This window comes from Neisseria benedictiae (genome assembly GCF_958267435.1).
GTDB classification, from domain to species: domain Bacteria; phylum Pseudomonadota; class Gammaproteobacteria; order Burkholderiales; family Neisseriaceae; genus Neisseria; species Neisseria bergeri.
In genome coordinates, this window is the sequence record NZ_CATQFV010000039.1 from 1 (window position 1) to 497 (window position 497).

A 497-nucleotide genomic window follows, 5' to 3' on the forward strand; every position below is an offset into this window, starting at 1 on the left:
AGCCTACAATCTGACCGTTGCCGATTGGCATACTTACTTCGTCAAGGGCAGTCAGGCGGAAACGGAAGGGGTGTGGGTTCATAATGAGTGTCCGTATAGTGGCAATAAAAACTTTAATACTGACAGACCATCAGGGTTTCGAAAATCAACTGTTGAAAATGCTTGGGATGCTGCCAAAGATGGCAGTAAACCTAATACGAAACAATGTCCAACATGTGGTAAAGATGTACATGGAAATCCACATAATAGAGAAAATAGAAATACCAAAGATGGTTGGGACGTAAGTCATAATCCTTCTTGGAATAACCGAGATAAAAATCATGCCAATAGAAAAGAACTGATTAATGATTTTAATTCTGGGACAGGGTTGGAATGCCGCCATTGTAATCGTTCAGGAAAAGACAATGATAGTAGATTTAAAAAGTAATATGATTAATCATATTGAAAAATATATAGGCACTATTTCTCATGGCTCGAAAAGCGATTCGGGAAGTCAG

Annotated in this window: 1 protein-coding gene and 1 pseudogene; both read left to right on the forward strand. The window is 38.4% G+C overall.

Annotated elements, in window-relative coordinates; translation table 11 throughout:
- The coding region (locus Q3O12_RS10755) for a polymorphic toxin-type HINT domain-containing protein (protein ID WP_308447783.1) at positions 1-427 on the forward strand (427 nt) is incomplete at its 5' end.
- 1 nt (position 428) lies between these two features.
- Positions 429-497, forward strand: a pseudogene (locus Q3O12_RS10940) (suppressor of fused domain protein); the annotation flags it as partial.